Origin of the sequence: Xanthobacter pseudotagetidis, from assembly GCF_043194795.2 — a bacterium.
GTDB classification, from domain to species: Bacteria; Pseudomonadota; Alphaproteobacteria; order Rhizobiales; family Xanthobacteraceae; genus Xanthobacter; species Xanthobacter tagetidis_A.
On record NZ_CM195534.1, the window covers coordinates 1,648,561 to 1,671,985 of the forward strand.

Annotated in this window: 22 protein-coding genes; 5 read left to right on the plus strand and 17 right to left on the minus strand. The window is 69.8% G+C overall.

From position 1 onward, the window contains the following. Nucleotides 1-4: 4 nt before the first annotated feature. The 5 genes from V5F67_RS07575 to V5F67_RS07595 are packed head-to-tail and all read right to left on the minus strand — an operon-like array spanning nt 5 to nt 5,206. On the minus strand, nt 5-799 hold the full coding sequence (locus V5F67_RS07575) for an ABC transporter permease (protein ID WP_394022054.1): 795 nt from the start codon (nt 797-799) through the stop codon (nt 5-7). Continuing rightward, entirely contained in the window at nt 778-1,644 is an 867-nt protein-coding gene (locus tag V5F67_RS07580) for an ABC transporter permease (protein ID WP_394022053.1), read from the minus strand. The genes V5F67_RS07575 and V5F67_RS07580 overlap by 22 nt, the downstream gene beginning before the upstream one ends. Further along, nucleotides 1,641-2,720 carry an ABC transporter ATP-binding protein gene (locus V5F67_RS07585; protein ID WP_394022052.1) on the minus strand — a complete coding sequence of 360 codons (1,080 nt, stop codon included), beginning with the start codon at nt 2,718-2,720 and terminating at the stop codon, nt 1,641-1,643. The genes V5F67_RS07580 and V5F67_RS07585 overlap by 4 nt, the downstream gene beginning before the upstream one ends. Before the next feature lie 37 nt (nt 2,721-2,757). Next, nucleotides 2,758-3,789 (minus strand): extracellular solute-binding protein, encoded by a 1,032-nt coding sequence (locus tag V5F67_RS07590; protein ID WP_394022051.1) that lies wholly within the window; start codon nt 3,787-3,789, stop codon nt 2,758-2,760. Between the two features lie 25 nt (nt 3,790-3,814). Next, nucleotides 3,815-5,206 (minus strand): amidohydrolase family protein, encoded by a 1,392-nt coding sequence (locus tag V5F67_RS07595; RefSeq protein ID WP_509210624.1) that lies wholly within the window; start codon nt 5,204-5,206, stop codon nt 3,815-3,817. 216 nt (nt 5,207-5,422) lie between these two features. Between V5F67_RS07595 and V5F67_RS07600 the strand changes: the two genes are divergently transcribed. Beyond that, nucleotides 5,423-6,202, plus strand: coding sequence for a GntR family transcriptional regulator (locus V5F67_RS07600; protein ID WP_394022046.1), 780 nt, complete (start codon nt 5,423-5,425; stop codon nt 6,200-6,202). Nucleotides 6,203-6,587: 385 nt separating this feature from the next. On the opposite strand, the gene V5F67_RS07605 is transcribed toward V5F67_RS07600, so the two are convergent. Further along, the gene (locus V5F67_RS07605) at nt 6,588-6,752 is read right to left on the minus strand and encodes a hypothetical protein (protein WP_394022045.1); all 165 of its coding nucleotides are present in this window, start codon (nt 6,750-6,752) and stop codon (nt 6,588-6,590) included. A 194-nt stretch (nt 6,753-6,946) separates the two neighbouring features. After that, nucleotides 6,947-8,461, minus strand: coding sequence for a sensor domain-containing diguanylate cyclase (locus tag V5F67_RS07610; protein ID WP_394022050.1), 1,515 nt, complete (start codon nt 8,459-8,461; stop codon nt 6,947-6,949). Nucleotides 8,462-8,950: 489 nt separating this feature from the next. On the opposite strand from V5F67_RS07610, the gene V5F67_RS07615 reads away from it, so the two are divergent. Next, nucleotides 8,951-9,451: a copper chaperone PCu(A)C gene (locus tag V5F67_RS07615; RefSeq protein ID WP_394022044.1), complete on the plus strand. Its 501-nt coding sequence runs from the start codon at nt 8,951-8,953 to the stop codon at nt 9,449-9,451. 167 nt (nt 9,452-9,618) lie between these two features. Here the strand turns inward: V5F67_RS07615 and V5F67_RS07620 are convergent, their stop codons facing one another. The 10 genes from V5F67_RS07620 to V5F67_RS07665 all read right to left on the minus strand — a co-directional run bounded on the left by V5F67_RS07620 (nt 9,619) and on the right by V5F67_RS07665 (nt 20,786). Then, entirely contained in the window at nt 9,619-10,788 is a 1,170-nt protein-coding gene (locus V5F67_RS07620) for an ABC transporter ATP-binding protein (protein ID WP_394022043.1), read from the minus strand. 43 nt (nt 10,789-10,831) lie between these two features. Continuing rightward, a complete protein-coding gene (locus V5F67_RS07625; protein ID WP_394022042.1) occupies nt 10,832-11,653 on the minus strand; it encodes a carbohydrate ABC transporter permease in 822 nt (273 codons plus the stop codon). 5 nt (nt 11,654-11,658) lie between these two features. Further along, complete coding sequence (locus tag V5F67_RS07630) at nt 11,659-12,597, minus strand: carbohydrate ABC transporter permease (RefSeq protein WP_394022041.1); 939 nt, start codon at nt 12,595-12,597, stop codon at nt 11,659-11,661. Nucleotides 12,598-12,661: 64 nt separating this feature from the next. Next, nucleotides 12,662-13,894 carry an extracellular solute-binding protein gene (locus V5F67_RS07635; protein WP_394022040.1) on the minus strand — a complete coding sequence of 411 codons (1,233 nt, stop codon included), beginning with the start codon at nt 13,892-13,894 and terminating at the stop codon, nt 12,662-12,664. 51 nt (nt 13,895-13,945) lie between these two features. Beyond that, nucleotides 13,946-15,553: an aldehyde dehydrogenase (NADP(+)) gene (locus V5F67_RS07640; RefSeq protein WP_394022039.1), complete on the minus strand. Its 1,608-nt coding sequence runs from the start codon at nt 15,551-15,553 to the stop codon at nt 13,946-13,948. A 28-nt stretch (nt 15,554-15,581) separates the two neighbouring features. Continuing rightward, nucleotides 15,582-16,757, minus strand: a complete 1,176-nt coding sequence (locus V5F67_RS07645) for a fumarylacetoacetate hydrolase family protein (protein ID WP_394022038.1) — start codon at nt 16,755-16,757, stop codon at nt 15,582-15,584. Nucleotides 16,758-16,805: 48 nt separating this feature from the next. Beyond that, a complete protein-coding gene (locus tag V5F67_RS07650; RefSeq protein ID WP_394022037.1) occupies nt 16,806-17,576 on the minus strand; it encodes an enoyl-CoA hydratase/isomerase family protein in 771 nt (256 codons plus the stop codon). A gap of 10 nt (nt 17,577-17,586) precedes the next feature. Then, complete coding sequence (locus V5F67_RS07655; RefSeq protein ID WP_394022036.1) at nt 17,587-18,732, minus strand: extracellular solute-binding protein; 1,146 nt, start codon at nt 18,730-18,732, stop codon at nt 17,587-17,589. 7 nt (nt 18,733-18,739) lie between these two features. Continuing rightward, nucleotides 18,740-19,939: a CaiB/BaiF CoA transferase family protein gene (locus V5F67_RS07660; RefSeq protein ID WP_394022035.1), complete on the minus strand. Its 1,200-nt coding sequence runs from the start codon at nt 19,937-19,939 to the stop codon at nt 18,740-18,742. Nucleotides 19,940-19,994: 55 nt separating this feature from the next. Continuing rightward, entirely contained in the window at nt 19,995-20,786 is a 792-nt protein-coding gene (locus V5F67_RS07665) for an SDR family oxidoreductase (protein WP_394022034.1), read from the minus strand. Between the two features lie 504 nt (nt 20,787-21,290). On the opposite strand from V5F67_RS07665, the gene V5F67_RS07670 reads away from it, so the two are divergent. From V5F67_RS07670 to V5F67_RS07680, 3 genes are all read left to right on the plus strand, one after another. Further along, on the plus strand, nt 21,291-22,352 hold the full coding sequence (locus tag V5F67_RS07670) for a LacI family DNA-binding transcriptional regulator (RefSeq protein ID WP_394022049.1): 1,062 nt from the start codon (nt 21,291-21,293) through the stop codon (nt 22,350-22,352). A 177-nt stretch (nt 22,353-22,529) separates the two neighbouring features. After that, nucleotides 22,530-22,886, plus strand: a complete 357-nt coding sequence (locus V5F67_RS07675) for an ArsR/SmtB family transcription factor (RefSeq protein ID WP_394022033.1) — start codon at nt 22,530-22,532, stop codon at nt 22,884-22,886. Further along, nucleotides 22,879-23,418, plus strand: coding sequence for an arsenate reductase ArsC (locus V5F67_RS07680; RefSeq protein ID WP_394022032.1), 540 nt, complete (start codon nt 22,879-22,881; stop codon nt 23,416-23,418). The genes V5F67_RS07675 and V5F67_RS07680 overlap by 8 nt, the downstream gene beginning before the upstream one ends. Nucleotides 23,419-23,425 lie beyond the last annotated feature (7 nt).

Consider the following 23,425-nt stretch of genomic DNA (forward strand, 5'->3'; position numbering starts at 1 on the left):
GAGGTCAGCCGAACATGGTGCGGAACAGCGCGAACGCCTTGTCGAGGGCGAGCAGGACCAGCGACGTGGCGAGGATCATCAGCGCCGCCACGGCGACGATGGAGGGGTTCGGCACGTAGTCGATCCGGTTGAAGATCACCACCGGCAGGGTCGCCGTGCGCGGGCTCGACACGAACATGGAGATGGACACGTTGTTGAACGACACCAGGTAGGCGAACACGGCACCGGAGATGATGCCGGGCCTGACGCTCGGCAGCGTCACGTGGATCAGGGTACGGATCGGGCTCGCGCCCAGCACCGCAGCCGCGCGCGGCAGGGAGGCGTCGCCGGCCATGAGGATGGAGAGCACGCTGCGCGTCACGTAGGGCAGGCAGATCACCACGTGGGCGAGCGCTAGGCCGTAGGCGTTGATCAGGCCGAGGCTGGAGAAGGTCATCAGGAAGGCGAGCCCGATGAGCACATGGGGAATGGTGAGCGGCGCCAGCGCCAGCGACTGGAACAGCTCGCGGCGCACCCCGTCGGCGCGCGCGAGATAAAGCGCGCCCAGCGTGCCGAGGACGGACGCGGCGACCGCCGCGCACAGCGCGATCACGGCGCTGAGCGCCATGCCGTCCATCAGCTCGCGGTCGTTCAGGATCTCGCCGTACCAGTGGAGCGTGAAGCCCCGCGGGGGGAACTGCACCGTCTGGGTCTGCGTGAACGAGGCCGCCACCGTCACGAACATCGGCAGGATGAAGAGCGCGTAGACGACGACGCAGATCAGGACCACGCTGGGGCTCAGCGCTGGTTTTTCAGCCATGCCAGCCTCCGGTGGAAGAGCCGCGAGATGATGTAGTTGCAGGCATAGGACAGGACCAGGAGCAGTCCCGCCATGGCGCCGGCGCCCGGCCAGTCGAACACGCCGCTGACGAAATTGTAGATCATCACCGGCACGGTCTTCACCTGGTTGCCGCCGATGATCATCGGGGTGACGAACGCGCCGAGCGACAGCGCGAACACCAGCAGCGTGCCGGAGAGCACGCCGGGCAGGCTCATGGGCACGATGATGGACCAGAAGGCGGCGCGCGGCGGCGCGCCCAGCACCGCGGCGGCGCGCAGCAGGCTGCGGTCGATCGCCTCCAGTGCCGCGTAGATGTTCATCACCATGAAGGGCGCGAAGGTGTAGATCAGAACGACCACCACGCCGGAGGGCCGGCTGAGCAGCGCCAGCGGCTGCGCCAGGAGTCCGGTCGCCATCAGCGCCTGGTTCACGAACCCGTTGCGGCCGAGGATCACCACCCAGGCGAAGGCGGTGACCACGTAGGACACCATCACCGGCAGCAGGATGATGAGGATGAGGAAGGTGCGGGTGCGCGACGATGCGACCTGGTGCAGGTGCAGCGCCACCGGATAGGCGATGACCACGGACGCCGCCGTGACCAGCACCGCGATCACCAGCGTGTCGACGAACACCCGCAGATAGAACCAGTCGGTCAGGAAGCGGACATAGTTGGCGAGGGTGAACTCGCGCCCCACCAGGATGATGGGGTCGTACTTCAGGAAGCCGGCGAGCAGCGCCGCGGCGATGGGCAGCGCGAAGAACACGCCCAGGAACGCGACCACCGGGACCGCGGCCCAGTCGGGCCTGAATCGTCGCGCGCTCACCGCGCCGCCTCCGCCGGCATGACGTACCAGGCATCGTCGGCGATCATCAGGCCGACCTCGTCGCCCACCTTGAGGTTGCCTGCCCAGTTGGAGGCCGCCTCGCAGTCGAGCGCCGGCAGGCCTCTCGCCTCGGCCCTGAGGCGCACGCTCGCGCCGCCGAAGGCGACCGCGCGGATGGTGGCCGGCAAGGCCGCGGCGCCGGGCGCCTCGAGACGGATGTGCTCGGGGCGGACCAGCAGGGTGAGGAGTCCGCCAGCATCCGGCTGCGCGCCGCGCAGCAGGACGCGGGCCTCGTGGACGGGGCCGATCCGGACCCGGGCGGTGTCGCCCTCCAAGTTCACCACGTCTGCGGTCACGAAATTGCTCTCGCCGACGAAGCCGGCCACGAAGCGGGTGCGCGGCGCATGGTAGATGTCGGTGGGCGTGCCCATCTGCTCGACCCGCCCGCCATTCATCACCACCACCCGGTCGGACATGGCGAGCGCCTCCTCCTGGTCGTGGGTGACGTAGAGGGTGGTGGTGCCCACCTTGGCGAGAATCTCGCGCAGCTCCAGCTGCATCTCGCGCCGCAGCTTGGCGTCGAGGTTGCTCATGGGCTCGTCGAGCAGCATCAGGCCGGGATGGACCGCGAGCGCGCGGGCGAGGCCGATGCGCTGCTGCTGGCCGCCGGAGAGCTGGCGGGGATAGCGCTCCGCCACGCCCGGAAGCTGGACCAGAGCCAGCATCTCCTCGACCCGGGCGGCTGTGGTGGCGGCGCTGTCGCCGCGCATGCGCAGCCCGAAGCCGATGTTCTGCGCCACGCTCATGTGAGGGAACAAAGCGTAGTTCTGGAACACCATGGAGACGCCGCGCTGATAGGTGGGCAGCCCGGTGATGTCGCGTCCGTCGAGCGCGATCGATCCGCCGTCCGGCGCGAAGAAGCCCGCCACCAGGTTGAGGGTCGTGGTCTTGCCGCAGCCCGACGGCCCGAGGAGGGAGATGAACTCCCCTTCCCCGATGGTGAGGCTCATGTCGTCGAGCACGGTCTTGCCGGAGAAGGACTTCGTCAGCCCGGCGATCGACAGTCTGCTGCCCATCGTGCCTTTCCAGTGTCGCTTGTCGCGCGGCGCGCGCTCACTTCGCCTCGATGTCCCGCTGCCAGCGCTCGTTGAGGACGATGCGGTTGGCGTTGAAGACATCCCACGGCAGCTGCTTGCCGGCGGCGATGACCTCGCGCGTGAGCGGCGATGTCTTGGCATAGTCCGGCGAGAGCTCGGTCTTGGTGTTGACGAAGGCGACGCCGCCCTGCTCAGCCATGAGCGCCTGAAATTCCGGCGACAGCAGCAGGTTGATGAACTGCGCCGCGGCGTCCGTGTTTTTCGAGCCCTCGGCGATGGCGGCATAGACGGTGCTGAGCGCAGCGCCTTCCACCGGCGCCGTCCACTTCACGGTCGAGTCCTTGCCGAGACCCTGCGCCACGTGGTTGGCGCCCCAGGCGAGCTCGATCTCGCCCTGCTTGAACAGGTTCACCAGCTGCGCGCCGCCGCCATAATAGCTGAGCACGTTGGGGGCGATCTTCTTCATGGACGAAAAGCCCGCGTCGAGCGGCTTGGCCGCATCGCCCTTGCCGCCGGCGATCACGTCCAGGTTCGCCAGCAGCGCGAAGGCGAAGGTGCTGGAGAAGGTCGGCACCGCCACCTTCCCCTTGTATTTGGGATCGGAAAGGTCGGCGATGGATTTCGGCGGGGTCGATATCTTCGCCGTGTCGTAGAGGAAGCCGATGACGAGGTGGGTGTAGGCCACGCCCTTCGGATCCTTCAGGTTTGCCGGAACATCGGCGAGGTTGGGGATCTTCGCCACCGGCAGGTCCGCCCAAAGCCCCGCCGCCTTGCCCTGGAGCCAAGGGCCGGCATCGAGCATGAACACGTCGATCTGTGGCGAGGACTTCTGCGCCATGGCCTTGGCGAGTGCGGGAGCGCTCAGCGATGGCGTGGTGGAGACGTCGACGCCGTAAAGCGCCTTCATCTTCGGCACGATGAATTCGCGCACAGCACGGTCCACGGAGCCCTGGGTCTGGACCACGAGGGTTCCCTGCGCGGCGGCGGGGGAGGAGACGAGGGCCGCGGCAAGGGCCGCCGCGCAGGTCGCTGTCACCAATCTGGACACTTCTTGCCTCCTCTGCCTGGGTGGATCATCCGGCTGCGGCGGTGCCCGGGACGAACTGGCCGTATCCGGGGCCGGTGCGCAGCTTGCCGTCCTTGGCGACGAGGGTGCCGCGGACGATGGTGTGGGTGGCCGCGCCCTTGGTCGACATGCCCTCCCAGCTCGAGTAGCCGGTCTTCGAGAGCATGTCCTCGTTGCGGAAGGTGCCCTCGCGCGCCATGTCGAGGATGGTGACGTCGGCGTCCGCGCCGGGCTGGATCACGCCCTTCCTCGGGAAGATCCCGAACCGGCGCGCCGGCGCCTCGGCGGCGAGGCGCGCCACGTCGTTGAGCGTCAGCCGGCCCTCATTCACCGCGTTCATCAGCAGCGGGATGTATTCCTGCGCGCCGGTGACGCCGAGCGGCACCGAGAACAGGTCCTGCCAGCCGGGCTCCACGTCGTCCTTCGAATGGGGCGCGTGCTCCAGCACGATCATGTCGGCGGTGCCGTCCCTGATCGCGTCCCAGCCGGCCTCAGGGTCATAGGCCCAGTTGTAGGTGCGCGGGCCGACCTTCTCCATCTGCGCCCGGTTCATGAACAGGGTGCCGAGCTCCAGCTCGCACGACACGTCCTGGCCGAGGTCGAACTTGGCGTGACGGATCATCTCGTTGGCGCCCTTGGGCATGACGCCGAGATGCAGCACGTGCAGCTTCACGCCGCTGATGCGGGCGTAATAGAGCGAGGCGGCGAGCCCCGCCACCATGCCGTGGCCGTACATGTAGCCCTTCGAGAAGCTCTCGTGATAGGCCATGGCGTCGGTGCGGCCCTTGTCGATGTAGTCGCGGAAGGTGAGGCGCTTGCACCATTCCGGATCGTCGTGGTGCACCGAGGCGACGAGGCCCATGTCGCGGGTCGCCTCGTAGAGCTCGTAGAGGATGCCGTGGTCGAGCACCCCGAGCTCGGAGATGTAGGGATAGACTTCCTTGATATGGCGGGTGTTGAAGATCTTGATGCCGATGGCCCCGGCCTTGGCCAGCGGCTCCACCGTGCGCGGATAGAGGCCGCCGCCGTAGAGCGCGTAGTCCACGTGCGCCTTGGGGGCGACGAGCGCCTTCTTCATCTCGAAGTCGTCGAGGGTGGTGGGATGGGGCGTGTTGTTGGTCATGTCGATGCACATGGTCACGCCGCCGACCGCCGCCGCCGCCGAGCCGGTGGCGAAGTCCTCCTTGTAGGTGTGGCCGGGCTCGCGGAAGTGGCAGTGCACGTGCCAGATGCCGGGCAGCACATCGAGCCCCTTGGCGTCGATGCGCTCGGCCGCGGCCTCGAACGGGCCGCCGATGGCCGCGATCCGGCCGTCGAGGACCGCGATATCGGCCTTGTACGAGGACGTCGGCGCGTGGATCGTGCCGTTTTCGATCACCAGGTCATACGGTCGGGACACGCTCGAACCTCTTTGGTCGCGGGCATGACCATGCGCTCTCACAACTGGCGCACGCCGCGAGTTGCCGTCCGGGAAATCGAAAGGACTACGCGCGAATGAGGCGCGCAGGGGTCCGCAAGGAAGGTATAAGATCTTGATTGCTCATGAAAAACATGGGCAATTGGCTTATTAGTTGATAGAAAAATACAAGGTGTACGCACGGAGTGTCAAGCGCTCATGAAGACCACGGAAACGGATGACCCGGCTGGGAAAGAGGGCCGACGCACCGGGAAAATATCGAAGGGCAGCTCGGGCAAGTTCGCCTACAAGGCGATCCGCCACGCCATTGTCTCCCTGGAGATGTCGCCCGGACAGGACCTTGACGAGAACGAGCTGGTGGCGCGGCTCAGCATCTCGCGCACGCCGCTGCGAGAGGCCCTGGTGCGTCTCGCCGGGGAAGGCCTGGTGGAGATTCTTCCGAACCGCGGCGCCCGTGTCGCGCCCATGGGCTGGAACGACATCCGCGAGCATCTGGAGGCGTTCGATCTCGCTCAGCGCTTGGTAACGCGCTGGGCCGCGACGCGGCGCACCGAGGTGCAGATCGCGGCGATCAAGGCCGAATGCCGGGCATTCGAGGCTGCATCCGAACGGCGCGATTCCGAGGCCATGCTGGAGATCAACTGGCGCTTCCACGCCGCCATCGCCGCCAGCTGCCGCAACAGCGTCATCGAGCGGTTCTACCTGCAGCTTCTCACCATCAACTTGCGCATCTCCCGCCTCGCAATGACCTATGACTGCTTTCCCACTGAGGACGCCTACCGCGCCCACATGGACGTCATCTTGGGCGAGCACCGAAAGATGGTGGAGGCGATTGAGGCGCGCGACGCTGAGCTGGCGGATGCGCTCGGCAGCTCCCATGCCGGCCTTGCCCGCAAGCGGGTATCGGAAAGCCTGACCCAAAGCATGGTGTCCGACATGATACTCCCGCTCGCGGGGAGCGCCGATGCCGCCGGCTGAGGCGACGATGGCTCTCGCGGCATGCCGCCCTCCATCATCCCGAAGGCGCGCGCCGCACGCACGCGCTGGGGGCGCTACAAATGTCTTCGTGCGGCGCCCAGCAGATGGTCATGATCTCGGTCGGGTTGAATCATTCACCGGATGTTGATCTGTGGGCAGTTCGAAATCGCAGCCAACACATCGCGTTCGGCGCGCAGACCGACATAGGGTCGAGACTCGATCAGAGCCGGAAGGCGAGAGCGGCTGGGAGTGCCACAGCGGGAAGGACGATGGCGGCCGCTTGCCGTGGCGGGCATGGACGCGCCGAAAGTCCTTGAGACCGCAGAAGGCATTCTTGATGAGGTGTCGGCTTCGGTAGCGCTGCCCGTCATGCCGGATGGCGCGCTTAACGGTGGCGCCGGCCCAGCATGACGGGCGTGACGCCCGCTTCGCGCGCCAGACGGCGCAGCCGGTCGGCATCGTAGCCCTTATCGCCCGGCAGGTAGCGCATGGGCACAGCGCGTTCGAGAAGCCCGGGGGCGGCCTTCAGGTCGCTGACGCCGCCGTCCAAAGAAGCTTCAACGATTCTTTACAGGCTGGGCAAGAACCTCGAGCAGGTTGTGGAGGGCAGCACGCGCTACGTGATGGCACCGGAGGGTTAGTCCCCCCAGCCCGTATCCGGCACCCATGCCTCGACGATGCAGCCCGCCAGTTTCCTGGCCGCGACGCCGGGAAGCTGTTGGTTCCAGCCTCCGGGGCGATTCTTCAGTGAAGCTCAAGGGCCGAAGCATCTCTGACACGGTCGCCATGGGCCACGACACGGTTGCGGCCCAATCCCTTTGCTTCGTAAAGCGCCTCATCGGCTTGTCGAACAAGGTCCTCGGGCCGATCCCCCGGCTTGAAGCTCTGCGTCGCCAAGCCGATGCTGACGGTGATCTGCCGCAGGCCCGCGTCCTTGAGGCTGGGCGCCATCGCCTCCGCATTGCGCCGGATGGCCTCGGCGATATGCCTTGCCCCATCAGGCTCGGTGGATGGGAGCATGACGACGAACTCCTCGCCTCCGTATCGGGCGACATAGTCGCCAGGCCGTCGCACGGAGCCCAGGAGGACCCTGGCGAGCCGGTGGAGCACCTCATCGCCGACCGGGTGCCCGTGCTGGTCGTTCACCCGCTTGAAATGGTCGATATCGAGCAGCGCCAGGGATAGCTCAGCCCCGCTTCTTGCCGACCGCCGGACCTCCGTGTGCAAGGCCAGATCGAACGCTCGGCGGTTGGGCAGATCGGTCAGGGCATCCGTCAGGGACAGGCGCTCCAGCTCGTCTTCGATTTCGACGCTGCGCGCGAGCGCGAGACGCAGGGATCGGATGATGACGGCAATGAGAACGATGGTGCCGAGTATGACGGCGATACTGATCGCGAGTTGACGATACCAGCTCCGCATGGCCTCGCTGGTGGAGATGCCGATCGACAGCACAAGCGGATAGCTCGCGATCTGGGTGTGGACGTAATAGCGATTGACGAGATCGATCACCGATCGCTCCTGGAACGGGATGTTGGGATGCTCCTTGATGCGGCGAAACGCGTTTGAGCCGCGAAGATCAAATCCCACATTCCCGCGGCCGTCCGTGGACGGGTGACGATAGATCAGCGTTCCATCGCTCCGGATCAGGGAGATGATGCTGCCCGGAGCAAGCGAGATGCCTTCGAACAGGGTCTTGAAGTAGGCGACGCGAAGGGTGGCGACCGCCACGCCTTCGAAGTCGCCGTCGGGGCCGGCCAGTTGCCGGCTGAGCGCGATGCTGACATCGCCGTTACGAATGCGGCTCTCGAACGGAAGGCTCACGAAGGTGCCCGCTCGCGGCTTCATCTGGGCTTGGAAATAATCCCGATCCCTCAGATTGGCGACCCGGGGGGGAAAGGCGCCGGAATCGAACTTGATGTTGCCGTCGACATCGAGGACGAGCATCGAGCCCAGATAGCGCGCGCTTGCCGAACTGTCGAAGAGCACCCGGTTGCGCAGATCGGGCGGCAGGGCCAGAACCGCGGCGTCCGTCGCCGCCTCGACCAGTCCCAGAAGAGACAGCTCGATCACGTTGAGATTGCGCTCGATGTTGGCCGCGATGGAGTTGACCGTGTTTTCCGCCGAGCGCGTTTCCAGAAGCCAGGTCGCCTGGTAGCTCCGCCACAACGCCCACGCCTGCGCCGCGATGATCAGGGCGATTGCGATCGCGGTCATGATCTGGATCGCAAATCCTTGGCTGGCTCGCCGCGTCGTCTCCACCAGCAAGGTGCCCGGCCTCCCACCCTTTCATTTCGTTGCCGGCATTCTGCCAGCATCCTGCGTCCAGTTCGAGCCAGTCCGCTGCGGTCGCGAGATTTTGAGGGTGTCGGCACACACGCCCGGCGCATCGATGCGAGGGGGCGCAGGGGGCGCAGGGGGCGCGCGCTCCGCACCTGTCCGGCTCGGGCCTTCGCGACCGGCGGCCGTCCCCACGAGTCGTCGAGGATGGAAGGCGGTATCTTGTTCGGCCAGTACGGGCGCGATGTCCGCGCGAGGGGGCAGATGGCGCGGGCTGCCAGTTCCGCTCTTTGTCCTTGCCCGGGGTTTCGTTCTGGAAGTAGAGCGTCAGCGCGCCGTCTTCGTTATCCTCATTCTCATCCTCATCCCATCGACGCCCGTCACCTGCCAACCGGGGTCCATGCTGGCGCGTGACCGGCTTCCGCGCGCTCCATTCTTGGAGGCGAGGGCAGACCACCCAAGGAGTAGTCCATGTCCCGTGTCGTCAGCTCCCGTCGTCGTCTCCTGGTGGCGGCTGCCGCCATGGGCGCGGCGCTGCTCTCCGGCGCCGGCGCGATCGCGCACGAGTTCAAGGCCGGCAGCATCGAGATCGGCCATCCCTGGTCGCGCGCCACGCCGGCCGGCGCCAAGGTCGGCGCGGGCTATCTGGTGCTCAAGAACGGCGGTGCCGCCGACCGCCTGGTCTCCGCCACCGCCTCGTTCGCCGGCCGGGTGGAGATTCACGAGATGGCCATGAAGGACGGCATCATGACCATGCGTCCGCTGGCCGACGGCCTCGCCGTTCCCGCTGGCGGCAAGGTCGAGCTGAAGCCCGGCGGCTATCACATCATGTTCATGGACCTCAAGGAGCCGCTGAAGGAAGGGGCCTTGATGGACGGCACCCTGACCTTCGAGAAGGCCGGAACCGTCAAGGTCCAGTACAAGGTGGAACCGGTCGGCGCCGGTGCCGATGCCGGCGGCCATAAGCACTAGAGTGCGCGCCGCTCAGCCCGCTGCAATTTGACCGGATCGCGCTCCAGCCGGTCCGTTTCGGATGCCGTGACGGAGGCCGCCCGCGAGATGCGGGCGGCGGTCCGTCGCCCCATCCCCCGGCTTGGGGCGGCGCGCCGGAGCTCGTCGCGCCGGAGCCGGCCTTCCCGTCAGGCGCGCGCCGCCTCTCCGCCGACGCGGGCGCCGCTCTCGCGGTCGAACAGCGAGAAGGCCGAGAGGTCGAAGGCGACGCCCACCGCCGCGCCGGCCCGGTTGTCGGCGTAGCCGGGCAGCGTCACCATCACCTCGCGGGTAAGCGCGCCGTCGTCGTCATGGGCGGTGCGGACGCCGTCGAGGGCGACGCCGACCACGGATTCCGCGCCGATATGCTCCACCAGGCTCACGGTGCCGGGCAGGGTGCCGGGCGTGCCCGGCGCGGCGAGGCGCAGCGCGCCGGGGCGCAGGCCGAGCCACACCTTGCCGGAGCCCGAGCCTGTCGCGCCCGCCGGCAGCGGCAGGCGCACGGCGCCGACGGTGAGCGCGCCCTCCTGCACCTCGGCCTCGATCAGGTTCATGGGCGGCGTGCCGATGAAGCGCGCCACATAGGTGTTGGCCGGCGTCTCGTAGATCTCGCGCGGCGTGCCGAACTGCTGCAGCCTGCCGTCGCGAAGCAGCGCGATGCGGCTGCCCATGGTCATCGCCTCGATCTGGTCGTGCGTGACATAGACGAAGGTGCCGCCCACGCGCTGGTGCAGCTGGGTGATCTCGGCGCGCATCGCCGTCCTGAGCTTGGCGTCGAGGTTCGACAGCGGCTCGTCCATGAGGAAGGCGGAGGGCTGGCGCACCATGGCGCGCCCGAGCGCCACGCGCTGGCGCTGGCCGCCGGAGAGCGTGCGCGGATAGCGGTCGAGCATCTTGGTGAGGGCCAGCATCTCGGCCGTGCGCTCCACCTTCTCGCGCACCTCGGGGCTGCGCTCGATGCGCCGCTTGGCGAGGCCGCCGATCACCGGCAGGTGGAACCACCAGCGGTGCCGGCGCATGATGAGCGGGAAGGCGATGTTCCGGCGCACCGTCATGTGCGGGTAGAGGGCGTAGGACTGGAACACGAACGCCATGTCGCGCTGGCTCGGCGGCAGCCGGTCCACGCGGTTGCCGGCGAGGTGGATCTCGCCGCTGGTGACGCTCTCCAGGCCGGCGATCATGCGCAGGATGGTGGACTTGCCGCAGCCCGAGGGGCCGAGCAGGACCAGGAACTCGTCGTCGCCCACCTCGATGTCGATGTTGTCGATCACCTTGTGGGCCTCGAAGGACTTGGTGACGTTCGCGAGCTTGAGCGCCATGGGGCGTGTTCCTCGAAGATGGTGGTGCGGCGACGCGCGCGCGTCAGCCCTTGACGCCGCCGGACGTCATGCCGGCGACCACGTAGCGTTGGACGAACAGATAGAAGACCACCGCCGGCAGGGTGTAGATGAAGCCCACCGCCATCACCGTGTGGACCGGCGTCGACAGCTCGCCGACGAAGCTCGCGAGCCCCACCGAGGCGGTGCGCAGCTGGTCGTCGCTGATGAAGGTCTGGGCGAACACGTACTCGTTCCAGCCGTGGAAGAAGGCGATCACCGCCGCCGCCGCCAGCGTCGGGGCGATCAGCGGCACCACCACCGTGAGCACGATGCCGAGCCGCGAGCAGCCGTCGACGTGCGCCGCCTCCTCGATCTCGCCGGGCACGGCGTCGATGGCGCCCTTCAGGATCCAGGTCACCACCGGCACCGCGAAGGCGGTGTTGGCGAGGATCAGGCCGAGGAGGGTGTTGAGCAGGCCCATGCGCGCGAAGATGTCGTAGAGCGGCACCACCAGCATCGCCTCGGGCAGCATCTGGGTCAGGAACAGCACGAAGCCGAGCAGCAGCATGCCGGGGAACTTGAGGCGCGAGAGCGCGTAGGCCGGCAGCACCGCGAGCAGGATGGAGAGCACCGTAGTGCCCACCGCCACCACCATGGAGTTGAACAGCCAGTGCCTCAGCGAGGTGGTGGTCAGCGCGTCCAGGTAGACCGGCAGCTGCGAGAGGTCCGGCAGCATCTGCGGCGACGCGCCGAACAGGCGCGCCGACGGCGTCAACGAGGTGACGAACATCCAGTAGAGCGGGAAGGCGGCGACCCCGAGCAGGGCCAGCACCGCGATGGCATGGAAGGGACGGAACCGGGCCATGGCGCTCACCGCCTTCCGCTCGCGGCTTCCGCGCGCCGGGAAGCCCAGAAATAGACCAGGGTGACGAGCACCGCGACGGCGAGCCCGACGATGCCGACCGCCGCCGCGCGGCCGAGGTCGAGATAGACGAAGGCGCGCCGGTAGAGGTCGATGACCAGCGTGTTGGTCTCGCCCAGCGGCCCGCCCTGGGTCATGATCCAGATCACGTCGAAGCGGCGCAGCGACCACACGGTGATGAGCAAGGCGAGCAGCGTCACGGTCGGGCGGATGGTGGGCCACACCACCGCCTTGAACACGCTGAAGCGGTCCGCGCCGTCGATCACCGCCGCCTCGCGCAGCTCCGAGGGCACGCCCTGGAGCGCGGCGAGGATCACCACCGCCGAGAACGGGAAGATCTGCCAGAGCGTGGTGATGAGGATCGCCGGCAGCGCGTAGGAGGGCTCGTCCAGCCAGTTGATGCCGCCGGCCGAGAGGCCGAGCGCCTGCGAGGCGCGACTCACGAGGCCGTACTGGGCGTTGTAGAGCCAGACGAAGATGAGCGCGGCGGCGACCGGCGGCGCGGCCCAGGGGATGGTGACGAGCGCGCGGGCGATGCCGCGGCCGCGGAACGGCCGGTCGAGCAACAGCGCCGCCCCGAGGCCGAGCAGGATCGATCCGGCGACGCAGACGAGGGTGTAGACCACCGTCACCCGGAGCGCCTGGTGGAACTCCGGGTCGGTGAGGATGTCGCGGTAGTTCTCCAGCCCGACGAAGGTCTGGCGCGACGGGTCCAGCAGCGAGGTGGCGGTGACGCTGAGATAGAATTGCTGCGCCAGCGGGTAGAACTGGAACGCCAGGAGATAGAGCACGACCGGCGCGACGAAGACCGCCGCGGTCCACCGGCTGCGGTCCGGCGCTGCGGCTTTTTCGGCGGCCTGGGGCCGGCTCTGGGCGGGGCGCGTCATGATCCGGGTCCGTGAGGGAGAAGCGGGGGCGGCGCGCGCCGCCCCCGGCAGGGTCACTTTGAGGTCACTGGCCGAGCACGCGGGTGGTCACGAGGCGCTGCGCCTCGTCCATGGCCGCCTTCGGCGCCATGCCGCCCTGGAGCACCTTCAGCACCTGCGCCACCACGATCTGCTGGATCTCCGGCGCCTTGGTCTCCAGGCCCTGCGGCAGCGCGGGGACGCTGTAGGGGGTCTGGGCGTCGTAGACCTTCAGCCACGGCATGGCGTCGAGCTCGGCGGCGGTGCGCGGCACCACGGTGGCGACGTTGGCGGCGCCGAGCAGGGTCTGCAGTTCCTGCTGCTGCTGGGGCTGGAGCGCCCAGCGCAGGAACTTCACCGCCGCGTCCTTCGCCTTGGTGTTGGCATTGATGGTGGCGGGCGCCAGGATCATCCCCTGCTCGCGGTGCGGGAACGGGGAGTGGGCGGCGCCGATGGGGTACGCCTTGCCCTCGGAGGTGAGAATGGTGGCAACGCCGCCATTGTCGATCTCCATGGCGATCTTGCCCTCCCAGAACATGCGCCGGTAGGTGGCGGCGTCGGTGCCCTTGGGGGTCACGCCGGCGTCGTAGACCTGCTTGTAGGCGGCGATGCCGGCGATCACCTCGGGGCTGTTGAAGGTGGGCGTGCCGTCGGGCTTGGACCAGCGGCCGCCGAAGCCATAGACGAAATTGGTCAAATCATACCACATGCCGCCACGCTCGGCCATGGTGGCGCGGAAGGCGAAGCCGTAATTGCCGTCCTTGGTCGCGGCCTTGGCGGCAGCCAGGAAGTCGTCGAAGCTCGCCGGCGCCTTGCCGCCCGGCACCAGCGCGGCGTTGAAGACCATGGCATAGTTGGCGGTGTCGAAGGCGACGCCGTAGCGCTTGCCGCCGACGAACATGTACTTGTCGGCGCTGGTGAACTTGTAGTCGGCGTCGGTGATGAAGCCGTCCCACGGCAGCACCGACCTCGCGGCGACCGCGGCATAGAATTCCGGCAGGTCGAAGCGGATGATGTCCGGCCCGCCGCCGCCGCCCATCTGCGTGAAGATGGTGGTGGCGAAGGAGGAGAACGGGATGGTGATGGGCTTCACCTCGATGTCCGGGTTCTCCTTGTTGAACTTCTCCACCCAGGCCCTCAGCCGGTCGCCACGGCCGACCTCGGCGAAGTGCGATGCGGCGAAGGTGACCACGCTCTTGGTCTGGGCGGATGCGGCGCCGGCGGCGAGGAGCAGCGCTCCGGCGGCCACCAGCGGGGTCAGAAGGCGATCGAGGGTCATTGGCGTCCTCCAGTGTTCTTCGTTGGGTGGTGCAGGCGTCGAAGGTGGAACTCAGCCTTGGGCGGCGCCCTGGAAGGTGCCGTCGATGCGGCGCGGGACGCCGAGCGGATTGGCGCGCTTCAGCGCCTCCGGGAGCAGGGCGTCGGGAACGTCCTGGTAGCAGACCGGCCGCAGGAAGCGCCGGATCGCCAGCGTGCCCACCGAGGTGGTGCGGCTGTCGGAGGTGGCCGGGAAGGGGCCGCCATGGACCATGGCGTCGCAGACCTCGACGCCGGTGGGCCAGCCGTTGAACAGGATGCGCCCCGCCTTGCGCTCCAGCGTCGGCAGCAAGGCGCGGGCGGCGTCGGCATCGGCGGCGTCGGCGTGTATGGTGGCGGTGAGCTGGCCTTCCAGATGCTCGATGGTTGCGCGCACCTCGTCGAGGTCGCGGCAGCGCACCAGCAGCGAGGAGGCGCCGAACACCTCCTCGGTGAGCCCATGGTCGCCCGCGAGCGCCGCCGCTTCGGTGATGAACAGAGCGGGACAGCCCTGGTGCGGGCCGGCGCCGGCGGCGCCGCGGGCGAGGGTGCGCGCGTTGGCATTGCCTTCCAGCCGGGCGACGCCCGCCTCGTAGGCGGCGTGGATGCCGGGGGTGAGCATGGTGGCCGCCGCGCTGGCTTCCAGCGCCGCGCCGGCCGCGGCGACGAAGCGGTCGAGGTCGCTTCCGGCGAGGGCGAAGACGAGGCCGGGATTGGTGCAGAACTGGCCGGCGCCGAGGGTGAGCGAGCTGACGAATTCCTTCCCCAGCGCCTCGGCGCGGGCGGCGAGCGCCGCCGGCAGGAGGATCACCGGGTTGATGGAGGCCATCTCCGCATAGACCGGAATCGGCTCCGGCCGCGCCTGGGCGGCGGCGACCAGCGCCAGCCCGCCCCGGCGCGAGCCGGTGAAGCCCACCGCCTTGATGCGCGGATCGGTGACGAGGGCGATGCCCACCTCGCTGCCCGAGCCGAACAGCAGCGAGAACACGCCTTCCGGCAGTCCGCAGGCCGCCACCGCCTGCTGCACGGCCCGCCCCACCAGCTCGGATGTGCCGGGATGGGCGGAGTGGCCCTTCACCACCACCGGGCAGCCCGCCGCGAGCGCGGAGGCGGTGTCGCCGCCGGCCACCGAGAAGGCGAGCGGGAAGTTGCTGGCGCCGAACACCGCCACCGGCCCGAGCGCGATGTGGCGCTGGCGCAGGTCCGCGCGCGGCAGCGGCTGGCGCTCCGGCAGCGCCGGGTCGATGCGCGCCTCGATGAACGAGCCCTCGCGCAGCAGCTTGGCGAACAGCCGCAGCTGGCCCACCGTGCGGCCGCGCTCGCCCTCCAGCCGCCCGCGCGGCAGGCCGCTCTCCGCCAGGGCGCGCACGATCAGCGCGTCGCCCAGGCCGAGGATCGCCTCGGCGACGGTCTCCAGGAACGTCGCGCGCGCCTCCGGCGTGGTCTCGCGGTAGGCGTCGAACGCCGCCCAGGCGAGCGCGCACGCCTTGGCCACGTCCTCGGCGCCGCCGCCCGGGAAGCCGGGCTGCAACGTCTCGCCGGTGCCCGGGTCGACGGCGAGGATCTCGCCGCGGCGGCCGCGCACGGCGGTGGCGCCGATCAGCATCTGTCCGGTGACTTGTCCGGTGACTTGGGCGGTCATGGGAGCCTCTTTCTGGCCGCGACGAGGGTCACAGGAGCCCCCGTCCCGCGAGGTTGCGCATCAGGTCGGCGGCGCCGAACGTCCAGGGCGCGCAGTCGGCGCAGTGCCGCACGCGGTTCGACAGCGCGCCGAGGGCGGGCGTCGCGATGGTCACCACGTCCCCCACCTTGTGGGTGAAGCCCTCGCCTGGCCGGTCACGGTCCTCCACCGGGGCGAACATGGTGCCCAGCAGCAGCACGAAGCCGTCCGGATAGTGGTGGTTGGCGCTCGCCGTCGCGGCGGCGAGCTCGGTCGGGTCGCGGCTGATCTGGCGCATGGAGCTCGCGCCGGTGAGGTGGAAGCCGTCCGGGCCGTCCACCGTCAGGCTCAGCTCGGCGGCGCGGATGTCGTCGAGGGTGAAGCCGGCGTCGAACAGGCGCACGAACGGGCCGATGGAGCAGCTCGCATTGTTGTCCTTGGCGCGGCCCAGCAGCAGCGCCGATCGGCCTTCCACGTCGCGCAGGTTGACGTCGTTGCCGAGCGTCGCGCCGACGATGGCGCCGCGGCTGCTGACCACGATGGCGATCTCCGGCTCGGGATTGTTCCAGACCGAGGTCGGCAGGATGCCCACATGGGCGCCGGTGCCCACCGAGGAGAGCGGCTGGCCCTTGGTGAAGATCTCCGCGTCGGGGCCGATGCCCACCTCGAGATACTGGGACCACATGCCGCGCGCGATCAGGGCCGCCTTCACCTCCATGGCGGCCGGCGAGCCGGGCTTGAGCTGGGAGAGGTCGGCGCCGATCAGGCGGTCGATGTCGGCGCGGATCGCCAGCGCCTTCTCGGGCGCGCCGCGCGCCTGCTCCTCGATCACCCGCTCCAGCAGGCTGATGACGAAGGTGACGCCGGAGGCCTTCACCGCCTGGAGGTCGACGGGCGCGAGCAGGTGCGGCGCCTCTGGGCGGCGCGCCGCCTCGTCGGAATTGGCGAGCAGGTCGCGCGCCGAGCCGATGGCGGTGCCGGGCAGGTCGCGGGCGAGGGCGGCCGGATCGGCGCTCTCGCACAGGTCGCGCACGGTCGGCGCGGTGGAGCTGGTGATGTCGACCACGTCGCCGCCGCGCACGGTGACGACGCAGGGCCCGATGCCGGGGCGGAAGGCGCGGCCGACGAGAAGGCCGCCTTCGGGCAGCGCCGCGGCGGGATCGAGGGCGAGGGCAGGGGCGGTCATGGCCGGATGTTTCCTCCGCGTGTCGTTCTTGTTCTCATTCGGTCGGCCCTACTTGCGCCGGAACACCGGCGGGCGCTTCTCCTTGAAGGCGGCGCGGCCTTCGGCGGCGTCCTGCGTGGCGAAGCAGATGGTCTGCAGGTCCCGCTCATAGGCGATGGCCTGCTCGACCGGCAGGGCGTGGGCGGCGGCGAGGTTGAGCTTCGCCGTCTCCGCCGCGATCGGCGCGCGGCTGGCGATCACCGCCGCCAGCTCCTGGGCGCGGGCGACGAGCGCGTCCGGCGCCGTCACCTCGCTGACCAGCCCCCAGGCGAGCGCCTTCTGCGCGTCGATGGGATCGCCGGTGAGGATCATCAGCGCCGCGTTGGAGGCGCCGATGGCGTGGGAGAGGAAGGCGGCGACGCCGCCGCCGCCGATCCAGCCGAGCTTGATCTCGGGCGCCGCGAACTGGGCGTTGTCCGAGCAGATGCGCACGTCGCAGCTCATGGCGGTCTCGAGGCCGCCGCCGAAAGCGTAGCCGTTCACCGCGGCGATGGACGGCTTGCGCAGCCGCCGGATGGCGTCGCAATAGTCCTCGCGGTTGCGGAAGTTCCAGGCCGTGTCGTAGCGGTCCAGCTCGCGGATGTCGGAGCCGCAGCAGAACGCCTTCGGCCCGGCGCCGGTCAGCACCACGCAGCGGATGGCGTTGTCGTCGTTGATCCGCGCCACCGCCGCCACCAGCGCGCTCGCCATCTCCGGGGTCACGGAATTGAGCTTCTGCGGCCGGTTGAGGGTGAGGGTGGCGACGTGGCCGTCGATGGAGAAGGTGACTTCGTCGGTCATGGTGCTGCGCTTATCGTTCGGTGCCGGGGACGCGGCTGCGGGCATAGCGCGCGCCGAGGTCGCCCAGGATGTCGCGGTGGGGACGGCGGTCGGCGAGGCCGTCGCGGATGAGGCGCGAGGCATCGGCCTGGAAGGCGATGTAGCCGTCGTGGCGCGGGCGCACATAGGCCGCTTCCAGCGTCTGCGCGGTGGCGGCGTAGAAGCCGCCCCAGCGGGCGTTGACGCCCGCGTCGTGCCAGGCGGCGCGCCGGCTGGGCTGGCCGTCATGGGCCGGGATGAAGCCCACCTGCGCCTGCGCGCCCAGCAGCCAGCGCAGATGGTCGAGCAGCGCCGGGGTCACGTCGCACCGGCGCGAGATGCCGATGCCGGTGCCGCCCAGCGTCGAGCCCGGCCGCCCGCGCGGCGTCGCGCGCGGCGCGTCGGAGAAGGCGATGGGCCTGGCGGCGGCATCGCTTGGCGCGGCGTAGTTCACATAGCCGTAGATCAGCGGGCACAGCGCCACGTCGTCCTGCGCCGCCATGTGGGCCAGGATGCCGATGGGGTTCTTCTCGCGCACCGAAGCCGGCGCGCGGGCGGCGAGGCGCGCCATGAGGTCGAGCACCTGCGCGCCGACCGCGTCCGAGACCAGAAGGTCCGGGTCCGCCACGGCGGGCGGCTCGCCGAAGGCGGCGGCGATGGACAGGAAGGTGAGGCAGGCGTGCGGGCCGGCGAGCGACAGCGCCACCGGCGCGTGCTCGGCGCGCGCGGCGACCTCGTCCCAGGTGGCAGGGGGAGGACCGTCCAGGAGGTCGGCGCGGCGCGCCATCACCTGCGTCGCCGCGTCGAGCGGCAGCGCCCAGTGGGCGCCGGCGAAGCGGTAGCTCGACAGGCTGGGGCCGATGCTCTCGCGCGCGAGCGCCGCGATCTCCTCGGGCGAGAACAGGTCCTCCAGCGGCACCAGGCAGCCCTTGGCCACCGCCTCGCCCACATGGGGATGATCGAGCACCACCAAGTCGTAGCGGGCGCACAGATCGTCGATGGGATGGGCCTCGAACCCCTCCAGCGGCTGCTTGTCCCAGGCGAGGGAGAAGCCGCCCGCGGGATCGAGCCGCGCCGCGGCGGCGGCGAGCGCGTTGTAGCCGCGCGGATGGTCCCAGGTGAGGCCGCGATAGTGCATGGCGCCCTCAGCCCTGCGCCACAGCGCCGGAGGCGATGAGGCGGGCGATGTCGGCTTCCCCATAGCCCGCCTCCGCCAGCACCTGGCGCGAGTGCTCGCCGGCGAGCGGGGCGCCGCGGTCCACCTGCGAGGGGGTCTTGGAGAACCTGATCGGGAAGCCCGGCGTCGTCACCCGGCCCTCGGTCGGGTGGTCGTAGGTGACGAAGGTGCCGTTGTGGGCCACCTGCGGGTCGTTCACGAGGTCCTCGTAGCCATAGACCGGGCCGGCCCAGATGTCGGCGGCGCGGAAGATGTCCAGCCACTCGGCCGTGGTCTTGCCGGTGAGCCTGGCGCGGGTCCTGGCGAAGATGTCGTCGCGCTTCGTCCAGCTGTCCACCTCGTCGTTCATGGCGAGGAAGGAGGGCTCGCCGATCAGCTCGCCGAGCAGCTTCAGCGAGGGGAAGGCGAGGACGATGAAGCCGTCCGAGGTCGCGAACACGCCGTAAGGCGCACGGATATAGACGTGGGCGTGCGGCTCGGCCGAGCGCACCTGCGGCTTGCCGGCCACCGTGAACACGGAAAGCTCCTGCATCTGCAGCGTGGTGATGGCGTCGAGCATGTTGACCTGCACCAGCTGCCCCTCGCCGGTGCGCTCGCGGTGGAGCAGGGCGGCGAGCACGCCCTCGAAGGCGGTGTAGGCGGTGACGGCGTCCACCAGGTACTGCCCCGCCGGGGTCGGCGGCTCGCCGGCGCGGCCGGCGGAGAGCATGGCCCCCGACATGCCCTGCAGCAGCAGGTCCTGGCCCGGGCGCTGGGTGTAGGGGCCGCTCTCGCCATAGCCGGAGATGGAGCAGTAGACGAGCTTCGGGTTGATCGCCGACAGCGTCTCGTAGTCGACGCCGAGCCGCTTGGCGACGCCGGGCCGGTAGTTCTGGAGGAACACGTCGGCGCTCTTCACCAGGTCGAGCAGCACCGCCTTGCCCTCGGGCGACTTCAGGTCCACCGCCAGCGAGCGCTTGTTGCGGTTGAGCGAGAGGAACGAGACGTTGATGCGGTTGCCGCCCGCCCCGCCGGCGGCCACGTGGCGCTGCCACTCGCCGGTCACCGGCTCGACCTTCACCACGTCGGCGCCGAGGTCGCCGAGCCTTTGGGCGGCGAACGGGCCGGCCATGGCGATCGAGCAGTCGAGCACGCGGTACCCGGAAAGAACGTTACGCTTGCTGTCCATGCCTCGTCATCCTTGGGTCCGCCGCGGCGGACGCTGCTCTCGTAAGAAGGGCGCCTCAGGTGGCGGCGCGCGCAGGGCGCGGCGCGGCCTCGCCGGGGGCGATGAAGTTGCGGTTCCAGGCGGGGCTGATGAGGATCTCGTTGACGCAGGCGCGCGCCGGCATCTCGCACACCGCGCGGATCATCCGCGCCACGTCCGAAGGATCGAGCAGCCGCGCCAGCTCTTCCGGCGGGGGCGGGGCGGCGCGCTTCGCCAGGATGTCGGTCGCCACCTCCCCCGGCATCACCACGCAGGCGCGGATGCCGTTGGCGCACTCCTCCATGTTGAGCGAGTGGCCGAGCGCGACGAGGCCGTGCTTGGTGGCGTTGTAGGCCGGCCCGCCCAGCTTCACCGCGTGGCGCCCGACCCAGGACGAGACGATGACGACGAGCCCGTCGCCGGCCGTGCGCATGCCCGGCAGGACCGCCGAGACGGCGTACATGACGCCGCTGAGGTTCACGGCGACGATCCGGTCCCAGGACGCGGTGTCCAGCTCGGCGAAGGCGCGGTTGGGCACGTTGATGCCGGCGCTCGCCACCAGGATGTCGACGGCGCCGTGGGTGGCGGCGATCTGCGCGCCCGCGTCGGCCACGGCCCCGGCATCGGCGACGTCGAGGGGGAGGGTGTCGGCTTGGCCGCCCTGGGCGCGGATGTCGGCGGCGACACGGTCGAGCTCCGCCGCGCGGCGGCCGGAGACGACGGCATGCGCGCCGGCCTCGGCGAGCGCGCGGGCGGTGGCCGCGCCGATGCCGCTGCCGCCGCCGGTGATCCAGGCGATCTTGCCTTCGAGCTGTCGCGTGGCCGTCATGGCCGCTTCCTCTCCCGTGCGCGGGGCAACGCCCGCCGGCTGCGGCTCTTCCCGGCGTCGCCGGGCTCCTGCGTTGATGCAGAGTGACCGCTAACGTGAGCGATAACATGCAGGCGAAGCCGAGCGCAAGAGGCGACGGCGGGGCGTGGGGCCGTTTGAAGGGAAGGCACGCCAGCTCTCTCCACCCGGCGGGGAGAGAATCGGGGTGAGGGGGCCGTCAGCGGCGGGAAATCGCGGCGTCAGAGGTCGGCGCGCCTTCCCCCTCACCCTACCCTCTCCCCCACGGGGAGAGGGGACCACCACGGCAAGGGGGCCGCCATAGGTGCGCACAGGCGAAGCGGGGATTCGGGTGAGGGATGCTTACGGAGGATTCCTGCCGCCATCTCCGTCCTCGCCGCCTCTGGATTAGCGATAACGCGATCGCTAACATCGCCCCCGCCGCGGTTGCGTCGCACGCGCCGCTTCCGCGCTGGATTCGGGTGCCGGGGAAAGGGTTTGGCGGACGTGTCAGAGAACGGGCGAGGGCCGGCGCCGAAAGCGGTTTCCCGGCGCAGGTCCGCCACCCGCGCCGTCACCATGGCGGACGTGGCGCGGGCGGCGGGGGTCTCCACCCAGACCGTCTCGCGCGCCCTGCGCGACCCGCGCAGCGTCGGCCCGGAGACGCTGGAGCGCATCGAGACGGCGGTGCGCGAGACGCGCTACGTGCAGAACTACGCGGCGAGCCACCTCGCCTCAAACCGGTCCATGACGGTGGCGGCGATCATCCCCACCATCTCCACCTCGATCTTCGCCGAGACCATCCAGGGCCTCACCGACGTGCTGCTGCCCGAGGGCTACCAGGTGTTCCTCGGCCATACCGACTACACCTCGGCGCGCGAGGAGGCGCTGGTGCGCTCGCTGGCCGGACGGCGGCCGGACGGCTTCTTCATCATCGGCACGCGCCACACCCAGGAGGCCGCCGAGATCCTCAAGCGCGCCGGCGTCCCGGTGGTGGAGAGCTGGAGCTGGACGCCGCGCCCCATCGACCTGCTGGTGGGGTTCTCGAACCCGGCGGCGATGATGGCGGTGGTCGACCATCTGGTGGCGCGCGGCTATCGCCGGCTCACCTTCGCCGGCATGATCAAGCCTGGCGACCACCGCGCCAAGGAGCGCCTCAAGGGCTTCCTGGACGCCCATGGGCGGCATTTCCCCGGCGCGGAGCCGCGCGTGGTGACCATGGCCAGCGGCCCGATGGTGATGGAGGCCGGCGTCGAGCTTCTGGACCGCGTCCGCGCCGCCCATCCCGAGACCGATGCCGTGGTGTTCGCCAGCGACGTGCTCGCCTCCGGCGCCTTGCTGAAGTGCGCGGCGCTGGGCATCCGCGTGCCGCAGGACCTCGCCATCACCGGCTTCGGCAATTACGACATCGCCGCCCATCTGGTGCCCGGCCTCACCACCATCGCCATCGCAAGCCGCACCATCGGCATGGAGGCGGCCCGCCTGCTGCTGCGGCGCATGCAGGGCCAGGAGGTGGAGGCGAAGATGGTGGACGTGGGCTTCCAATTGCTGGCCCGCGGCAGCACCTGAGCGGTCGCCGGCCCGCTCGCGCCCGCGCCTGTTTCCGGGTGCCCGGCCGCCGTTCGGTCCCGCGTTTCCTGGCATCCCCGGGGCGGGTTTCCGGTCCGGGACCAAACGGCGGCGCCATTGCCAACCGGGGCGGGATGTGCCATTCATCTCAATAGATGATGAAATATTGAGATGTCAGTGACCGAGACCGAAGCCCTCGCCGCCTTCGCGGCCCTGTCCCAGGAAACCCGGCTGCAGGTCGTGCGGCTGCTGGTGCGCGCGGGGCCCGGCGGCATGCCCGCCGGCGCCATCGGCGAAGCGCTGGGCGGCGCCTCCTCGTCGCGCATGTCCTTTCATCTCGCCCAGCTCGAGCAGGCCGGCCTGGTGCGGTCGCGGCGGGAGGGGCGGTCCATCATCTACAGCGCCGTCTATCCGACGCTGTCCGGTCTGGTCTCCTTCCTGATGCGCGACTGCTGCAACGGCCATCCGGAGGTCTGCGCGCCGGTCGTCGCCGCCCTGTCCTGCACCTGCGAGCCCGAGGACGCCGATGCCTGATATCCCCGCCGCCCACGTCTACAACGTGCTGTTCCTGTGCACCGGAAACTCCGCCCGCTCCATCCTCGCCGAAGGCATCCTGGCGCAGGAGGGCGCGGGCCGGTTCCGCGCCTTCTCCGCCGGCAGCGCGCCCAAGGGCGCGGTGAACCCCTTCGCGCTGAAGACGCTGAAGGGGTTCGGCTATCCGCACGAGGGCTTCCGCTCGAAGAGCTGGCAGGAGTTCGCCGCGGCCGGCGCGCCGGTGATGGATTTCGTCTTCACCGTCTGCGACAGCGCGGCGGGCGAGGCCTGCCCGGTATGGCCCGGCCAGCCGATGACCGCCCACTGGGGCATCGAGGACCCGGCGGCGGTGGAGGGCAGCGACATCGCGAAGGAGGCGGCCTTCAACGCCGCCTTCCGCTATCTCAAGAACCGCATCTCGGTGTTCGCGGCCCTTCCCATCGCCAAGCTGGACCGTCTCGCCCTTGGCACGAAGCTGCGGGAGATCGGCCGCCTCGACGGCGCCACCGCGCCCCGGCCGGACGTGGCGTGAGCCGGCC